Source organism: Streptomyces sp. NPDC102259 (genome assembly GCF_044766465.1).
GTDB lineage: Bacteria > Actinomycetota > Actinomycetes > Streptomycetales > Streptomycetaceae > Streptomyces.
Genome location: NZ_JBIWMA010000010.1, coordinates 49,693 through 56,925, shown reverse-complemented (window position 1 = coordinate 56,925; position 7,233 = coordinate 49,693). Strand labels below are relative to the sequence as shown.

The following is a 7,233-nucleotide window of genomic DNA, read 5'->3' as shown; positions in this document are numbered from 1 at the left end:
CTTGGGGTGCAACACCGCGGCGCCCGGGGGGGGGGGGCCCCGCGCCGGCCCGCCCCCCCCCCCCCCCCCCGGGGGGGGGCCCCCCGGGGCCGGGGGGCCCCCGCCCCTGTGGCTGAACCGTCGTCAGCCCTGCTGCTGGGCCTGCTGCCCTTGCCCTCCGCCCGGACCGCCGCAGCCGCCGCCCTGGCCGCCGCCGGGGCCACCCTGACCGCCGCCGCCGGGACCGCCGCTGGGCATGCCCGACGGGACACCGGTCGGCGTGCCGGTCGGTGCGCCCGTCGGCTGCCCCGAGGCGGCTCCGGTCGGCGCGCCGGACGGGGCCCCCGAGGGGGCGCCGCTCGGCATGCCCGAGGCGTTGCCGGTCGGCGGCGAACAGGACCGTCCGCCGGACGTACCGCTGTTCGAGGAGGAGGAGTCGCCGGAACCGCAGGCCACCAGGGCGAGGGGCGAGAGCGCCAGCAACGCCACCGCGGGAACGAGACGGACGGGCATCAGCGCACGCTTCATGAGAAACAGCTCCAGGGAAGATGAGGAGGACCTGAGACCGGAACTCAACCAACAGCGCTTAGGCCTTCCTTGGGGCCCCTCTGTCCCCTGCCTGTCAATCAGGTAAAGCGCGCCTCAAGAAACCCTGCTGACCTGGCAGTTCACCTCGATCGCCCGGTGGGTGCGCTGGTACAGCTCCGTGACAGAAGGCGCGCTTCCCCGGCTCGGCCGAGCAGCTCGGCCAAGCAGCTCAGCCGAGCCTGACCCGCGCCAACTGCCGTGACTGCGCGACCAGTCGGTCCGCGCTGTCCCAGACCTCGGCGTCCTCCTCCAGGAAGCCGCCCGCGAGGTTGCGGGTGGTGATGGAGACGCGCAGCGGGCCCGGAGCCGGACGGCAGCGGACGTGGACCGTCAGCTCGACCGTGGGGACCCAGCCGCGCAGGCCGATCTCGAAGGCGGTGGGCGGCAGGGCGTCCACCGCGAGGAGGAGGGAGAGCGGGTCGGGGTCACGGCCGTCCTTCAGGCCGAACCAGGCCCGCATCTCGCCCTTGCCGGAGGGCTGTCCGAGCGCCCAGCCGAGGGTCGACGGGTCGAGCTTGAGCATCAGACGGTCGGCGATCGCGGAGCTGCCGTCGACGGGAGCCGGTCCGTCCTCGGGGCCGAAGCACTGGTCCATCGGCGGGATCGCGGGCGGCTTCGCCGTCGTGCGGACGTCGTCCGGCAGCGCGTCCAGATCGCCGTAGGAGGCGAGGACGCGGATCCGCTCGACCTCGGCGCCGTTCTCGTCGTACTGGAAGAGCGAGGCCTGGCCGGTGGACAGGGTGCGGCCGGTGCGGACGATGTCCGTGCGGACGACCGCGGGGCCGGGCTGGGACGCCGTGAGGTAGTGCGCCGAGACCGTGAACGGGTCGCGGTGCGGCAGGGCGTCCGCGAGCGCGCGGCCGAGGACGGCGAGAAGGTAGCCGCCGTTGACGGCGCTGATGATCGTCCAGCCGGCCGAGAGGTCGATGTCGTAGACGCCGGGCGCGCGTCGCGTGAGCGCGGTGTCACGGTCGAACTCGAACTCCTGCGCACTGTCATCGGTCGGGGCCGTGACGAAGGCGGTGGAGGTGCGCTCGGCCGCCGCGGTAGCTGCTTCTGGCATGCCTGAACCGTACAACAGCTCATTACTAAGCGGTAGCTTTGGATGCTGCGGCAGCACTACGGCCAGACTGCGGCAGCACTACGGCCGCGCTACGGCCGGATGAACACACTGAGCCCGCTCATGAACGGTTCGCGGCTCAGCGGTAACCGGTTCGGGTGAGCGATCGGCAATTTCTTGGTAAGTGTCCGAACTCGTCCGTAACCTCGACGTCCGGTTTCCCCTCTGCAAGGACATGAGCCTCACCGGGACTCCGTTCCTCTACACCCTGATCGCGCTGTCCGTGCTCGCCATCGCGCTGCCGCTGCTGACGTGGTCGCGACTGCGCGGACCGCGGGTCCTGCGCGCCGCGGCCCGGATGGTGATGCTGCTGTTCGCCCAGGGCACGGCCGTGGCCCTGGTCTTCGTCCTGGTCAACAACGCCAACGGCCTGTACGACACCTGGGACGACCTGCTGGGCACCGGTACCCATGTGCAGCAGGCCGCCGACCTGGGCGCCGACGGCACCGGCGGTATCGCGCTGGACCGGCTGCCCAGGGTCCGGCAGACGTTCACGCAGGCCGAGGGGCCGGGCATGCACGCGGCGGGCGGGGTACGCGTCACCCAGCTCAAGGGCCAGGTCTCCGGCGTCAACGCCGAGGTCTACGTCTGGCTGCCCCCGCAGTACGACGAGCCCGCCTACGCGCACCGCGCCTTCCCCGTGGTGGAGCTGCTGCCGGGCTACCCGGGCTCCGCGAAGTCCTGGTACGGGACGCTGCACGTGCACGAGCAACTGGCGCCGCTGATGCGCGCGGGCAAGGTCGCCCCGTTCATCCTGGTCGCGCCGCGCACCACCCTGCTGCCGGGCGTGGACACGGGCTGCGCCAACGTGCCGGGCACCGTCAACGCCGACAGCTGGCTCAGCATCGACGTACCGAAGATGGTCAGGGACAACTTCCGGGCCCAGCCCGCGCCCAAGGGCTGGGCGGTCGCCGGGTACTCCGCCGGGGGCCACTGCGCGGCCAAGCTCGCCGTCGCCCACCCGGACCGCTACCGGGCGGCGGTAAGCCTGTCCGGGTACAGCGACCCGATCGTCGAGCCCAACTCCCTCGCCGCGCAGAGCCCCTCCCTGCGCCGGGCCAACAACCCCTACCTGCTGCTGCGCAAGGCCGCCGTGCCGCCCCCCGTGGCCCTCTACCTCTCCGGCCAGCCGAAGGACGGCTACGAGGCGGCCCTGGCCCTGCGCCAGGAGGCGAAGGCGCCGACGGCCGTGCACGTCGTCTACATCCCGACCGGGGCGGGCGGCCACACCATGGCGCTGTGGCGGCCGCAGGTCGTGCCGGCGTTCCGCTGGCTGACCACCCAGCTGGACCAGCACCCGGTCTCCCACGACGGGAAGGGCAAGGTGAAGGGGACTACTCCTCGCGCACCGTCGAACGTCGATTCCAAGCACGCGGCGCTCGCCAGTGGAACCGCATCGCGAGCAGCCGCAGCACGAAGGCGGTGACCGCGGCCACCCCGCTGGCCAGCGGGGTGAGCTCGTCGTAGCGGATGCAGAGCGCCACCACGGTGGCGCCGACGATCGCCGGGACCGCGTAGAGGTCGCGGTCCCAGCGCAGCAACGAGGGGACCTCGTTGGCCAGCACGTCGCGCAGCACGCCGCCGCCGACGGCGGTGGCGACGCCCAGCGCGGCCGACGCGGTGAGGCCGAGGCCGTAGTCGTAGGCCTTCGTCGTCCCGGTGACGCAGAACAGGCCGAGGCCGGCCGCGTCGAAGGCGTTGACGCCCGCCTGGATGCGCTCCACCTGCGGGTGCAGGAAGACCACCAGGAGGGCGGCCAGCAGCGGGGTGAGGAAGTACCCCAGGTCCGTGAAGGCGGCCGGGGGCACGGCCCCGATGACCAGGTCCCGGAAGACTCCGCCGCCCAGCGCGGTGACCTCGGCGAGCATGGCGATGCCGAACACGTCGAAGTTCTTGCGGACGGCCAGCAGCGCGCCCGAGATGGCGAAGACGAAGATGCCGATCAGGTCGAGCGTGTGCTGGACGGAGGGGCTGAAGATTTGCTGGAGCACCCCTATATTCTCACCCAGCACGAAGCCCCCGCCTTACATTGCAAGGCGGGGGCTCGGTGTTACTTACTTCTCTTTGGCCGGAGCGTCGTCACCGGAAGCCTCCGACGCGGCCTCGTCGGCCTCGTCGGCTTCGGCGGCTCCGTCGGCTCCGTCGGCTCCGTCGGCTCCGTCGGTCGCCTCGGCGTCTCCGCCGGCCTCGGTCGCCTCGGCGTCTCCGCCGGCCTCGCTCGGCTCGGTCGGCTCGGCGGTCTCGGCAGCCGCTTCGGCCGCCGCTTCCGCCACTTCCGCCGCCACCGCGGCCGACGTCTCCGCCGACTCCGCGAGCACCTCGTCCGCCACCAGCTCCGCCGCCTCCTTGGCGACGGTCAGCAGGACGGTGTCCTGCGGGGCCTGGTCCTCGAAGTTCTCCGGGTGGTGGCAGGCGACCTGCTGGCCGGTCCGCAGCTCGACGAGGACCGGCTCGGTGGTCTTGCAGACCTCGGTCGCCTTCCAACACCGGGTGTGGAAGCGGCAGCCGCTCGGCGGCGAGATCGGCGAGGGCACGTCGCCCTTGAGCAGGATCCGCTCGCTCTTGGCGTTCTTGCGCCGCGGGTCCGGGATCGGCACCGCCGACATCAGCGCCTTGGTGTACGGGTGCATCGGCGACCTGTAGAGCAGGTCCCGGTCGGCCAGCTCCACGATCTTGCCCAGGTACATCACCGCGATGCGGTCCGACACGTGCCGGACGACCGAGAGGTCGTGCGCGATGATCACGTAGGTGAGGCCGAGCTCCTGCTGGAGGTCGTCGAGCAGGTTGACGACCTGGGCCTGGATCGACACGTCGAGCGCCGAGACCGGCTCGTCCGCCACGACCAGCTTCGGGTTCAGCGCGAGCGCGCGGGCGATGCCGATGCGCTGACGCTGACCGCCGGAGAACTCGTGCGGGTAGCGGTTGTAGTGCTCGGGGTTGAGACCCACGACCGACAGCAGCCGCTGCACTTCCTTCTTGATGCCGCCCTCGGGCTCGACGCCCTGGAGCTTGAAGGGAGCGCCGACGATCGTGCCGATGGTGTGGCGCGGGTTCAGCGACGAGTACGGGTCCTGGAAGATCATCTGCACATCGCGGCGCAGCGGACGCATGCCGCTCACCCCGAGGTGCGTGATGTCCTTGCCCTGGAACTCGACCTTGCCCGCGGTCGGCTCGAGCAGCCGGGTGATCAGCCGGCCCATCGTGGACTTGCCGCAGCCGGACTCGCCCACGACGCCGAGCGTCTCGCCGGAGCGGACCTCGAAGTCGATGCCGTCGACCGCGTGCACCGCCCCGACCTGCCGCTGGAGCAGGCCCTTCTTGATCGGGAAGTGCTTCTGGAGGCCGGTCACCTTCAGCAGGACCTCGCCGGGGGCGGGGTCCTTGGTGAGGGTCGCGCCCTGCGTCGGGCCCTCGGCCTGCGCGGGGATCTTCACCGCTTTCTCGTCGTCACTCACAGCTTCGGCGCAATCTCTTCGGTCCAGATACGCTCCCGCTGCTCCGTGCCCAGGTGGCAGGCGGCCCAGTGTCGGCTGCCCACCTCGGCCAGCTCGGGCCGGACGGTGCGGGTCACGTTGTCCTTCGGGAGGTCCGCGTACGGGCAGCGCGGGTTGAAGGCGCAGCCGGACGGGATGTTGATCAGCGAGGGCGGGGAGCCCTTGACCGGGATCAGGCGCTCCTGCTGCTCGCGGTCCAGCCGCGGCATCGAGCCGAGCAGACCCCAGGTGTAGGGGTGCCGGGGCTCGTAGAACACCTTGTCGGCCGGGCCCCGCTCGACGCAGCGGCCGCCGTACATCACCAGGATGTCGTCGGCGAGTTCGGCGACGACGCCCAGGTCGTGGGTGATGACGACGACCGCGGAGCCGAACTCCTTCTGGAGGTCACGGATGAGGTCGAGGATCTGCGCCTGGACGGTCACGTCCAGGGCGGTCGTCGGCTCGTCCGCGATCAGCAGTTCGGGGTTGTTGACCAGCGACATCGCGATCATCGCGCGCTGACGCATACCGCCGGAGAACTCGTGCGGGTAGCTGTCGACCCGCTTGTCCGGCTGCGGGATGCCCACCCGGTCGAGCATCTCGACCGCGCGGCGCTTGGCGGCCTTCTTGGTGACGTCGTGGTGGATCCGGTACGCCTCCACGATCTGCTGACCGATCGTGTAGTACGGATGCAGCGCCGACAGCGGATCCTGGAAGATCATCGCCATCTCGCGGCCGCGCAGCTTACGCACGTGGTCCGGGTCGGCGGACAGCAACTCGGTGCCGTCCAGCCAGATCTCGCCGGAGATCTGCGCCTTGCGCTTGCCGTACTGGCCGGCCGTGTGCAGACCCATGATGCCGAGCGAGGTCACCGACTTGCCGGAGCCGGACTCGCCCACGATGCCGAGGGTCTTGCCCTTCTCCAGCTGGAAGCTGAGCCCGTCGACGGACTTGACCAGGCCGTCGTCCGTCGGGAAGTGCACCTTGAGGTCGCGCACTTCGAGGAACGCGGTCGGCGCGGGCGAGGCGGGGGTGGGCTCGCCCACGGCCGCTCCGCTCTTGCTGAGTTCGGTCATGAGAGCCTCACTCGGGGGTCGATCACGGCGTACAGGATGTCCACCACGAGGTTGGCGACGAGCACCGCCAGAGAAGTGATCAGGGTGACGCCCAGGATGATGGGCAGGTCCTGGTTCTTGATGGCGTTGAGCACCGCCTGGCCGAGGCCGGGCAGGTTGAACGCCGTCTCGGTCAGGATCGCACCGCCGATGAGGGCGCCGAGGTCCATGCCGAGCATGGTCAGCAGCGGGGTCATCGTGGAGCGCATCGCGTGCTTGCCGATGACGGTGTGCTCCTTGAGGCCCTTGGCGCGGGCGGTGCGGATGTAGTCCTCGCCCAGGATCTCCAGCATGGTGGCCCGGGTGATGCGGGCGTACATGGCCGCGTACAGGAACGCGAGGGTGACCCACGGCAGGATCATCCCGCCGAACCAGCCGCTGAGACTGTCCTCCAAGGGCACGAACTGCCCGTCGAACAGGTCCAGTCCGTAGACGAAGATCGACAGGGCGACCATGCCGGTGAAGTAGATCGGGAGGGAGACGCCCGAGAGCGCGATCACCATCGCTCCGCGGTCCCACAGGCTGCCCCGCTTGAGCGCGGAGAGCACGCCCGCCGAGACACCGAAGATCAGCCACAGCACGGCGGCACCGAGCGCGAGCGCCAGGGTCACCGGGAAGCGGTCGGTCAGCACCGGCCAGACGGCCTGCTCACTGCGGAAGGAGTAGCCGAAGCACGGGGCGGCGCAGTGGATGGAATCGCCACCGCCCGTGTAGGTCCGGCCGGCGAAGATGCCCTTGAAGAATTCCCAGACCTGGGCGTAGATCGGGTCGCCCAGGCCCAGCTTCTCGCGCACACCCTCGACGGCGGCAGGGTCGGCCTGCTTGCCCACGAAGCTCAAGGCGATGTCTACGCCAGCCCACTTGGGGATGAGGAAGAAGATGCCGAAGACCACCATGACGATGACCACGAGCATCACTGCGGCGGCGAACAACCGCCTGATGAGATAAGCGAGCACAG

The 7,233-nt window shown here is 70.6% G+C and carries 7 protein-coding genes; 1 reads left to right on the top strand and 6 read right to left on the bottom strand.

Features of this window, described 5'->3' with window-relative positions; translation table 11 throughout:
• Window positions 1-123: 123 nt before the first annotated feature.
• A complete protein-coding gene (locus ACIRPU_RS23170; protein ID WP_403870243.1) occupies window positions 124-507 on the bottom strand; it encodes a hypothetical protein in 384 nt (127 codons plus the stop codon).
• Window positions 508-736: 229 nt separating this feature from the next.
• On the bottom strand, window positions 737-1,630 hold the full coding sequence (locus ACIRPU_RS23165; RefSeq protein WP_403870240.1) for a thioesterase family protein: 894 nt from the start codon (window positions 1,628-1,630) through the stop codon (window positions 737-739).
• A 232-nt stretch (window positions 1,631-1,862) separates the two neighbouring features.
• Between ACIRPU_RS23165 and ACIRPU_RS23160 the strand changes: the two genes are divergently transcribed.
• Window positions 1,863-3,113 carry an alpha/beta hydrolase gene (locus tag ACIRPU_RS23160; protein WP_403870237.1) on the top strand — a complete coding sequence of 417 codons (1,251 nt, stop codon included), beginning with the start codon at window positions 1,863-1,865 and terminating at the stop codon, window positions 3,111-3,113.
• Here ACIRPU_RS23160 and ACIRPU_RS23155 read toward each other — a convergent pair.
• The 4 genes from ACIRPU_RS23155 to ACIRPU_RS23140 form a co-directional block, all read right to left on the bottom strand.
• Window positions 3,022-3,678, bottom strand: coding sequence for a trimeric intracellular cation channel family protein (locus ACIRPU_RS23155; protein WP_355708800.1), 657 nt, complete (start codon window positions 3,676-3,678; stop codon window positions 3,022-3,024). The genes ACIRPU_RS23160 and ACIRPU_RS23155 overlap by 92 nt on opposite strands.
• A 63-nt stretch (window positions 3,679-3,741) precedes the next feature.
• A complete protein-coding gene (locus ACIRPU_RS23150; protein ID WP_403870690.1) occupies window positions 3,742-5,121 on the bottom strand; it encodes an ABC transporter ATP-binding protein in 1,380 nt (459 codons plus the stop codon).
• A 17-nt stretch (window positions 5,122-5,138) separates the two neighbouring features.
• Window positions 5,139-6,236, bottom strand: coding sequence for an ABC transporter ATP-binding protein (locus tag ACIRPU_RS23145; RefSeq protein WP_307165519.1), 1,098 nt, complete (start codon window positions 6,234-6,236; stop codon window positions 5,139-5,141).
• Window positions 6,233-7,231: an ABC transporter permease gene (locus ACIRPU_RS23140; protein WP_351763692.1), complete on the bottom strand. Its 999-nt coding sequence runs from the start codon at window positions 7,229-7,231 to the stop codon at window positions 6,233-6,235. Before ACIRPU_RS23140 ends, ACIRPU_RS23145 begins: the two co-directional genes overlap by 4 nt.
• Window positions 7,232-7,233 lie beyond the last annotated feature (2 nt).

Bases quoted from the DNA above. Each gene is read 5' to 3' on its own strand.
- ACIRPU_RS23145 (WP_307165519.1), bottom strand. From the start codon at position 6,236: ATGACCGAACTCAGCAAGAGCGGAGCGGCCGTGGGCGAGCCCACCCCC.
- ACIRPU_RS23170 (WP_403870243.1), bottom strand. From the start codon at position 507: ATGAAGCGTGCGCTGATGCCCGTCCGTCTCGTTCCCGCGGTGGCGTTG.
- ACIRPU_RS23160 (WP_403870237.1), top strand. From the start codon at position 1,863: ATGAGCCTCACCGGGACTCCGTTCCTCTACACCCTGATCGCGCTGTCC.
- ACIRPU_RS23165 (WP_403870240.1), bottom strand. From the start codon at position 1,630: ATGCCAGAAGCAGCTACCGCGGCGGCCGAGCGCACCTCCACCGCCTTC.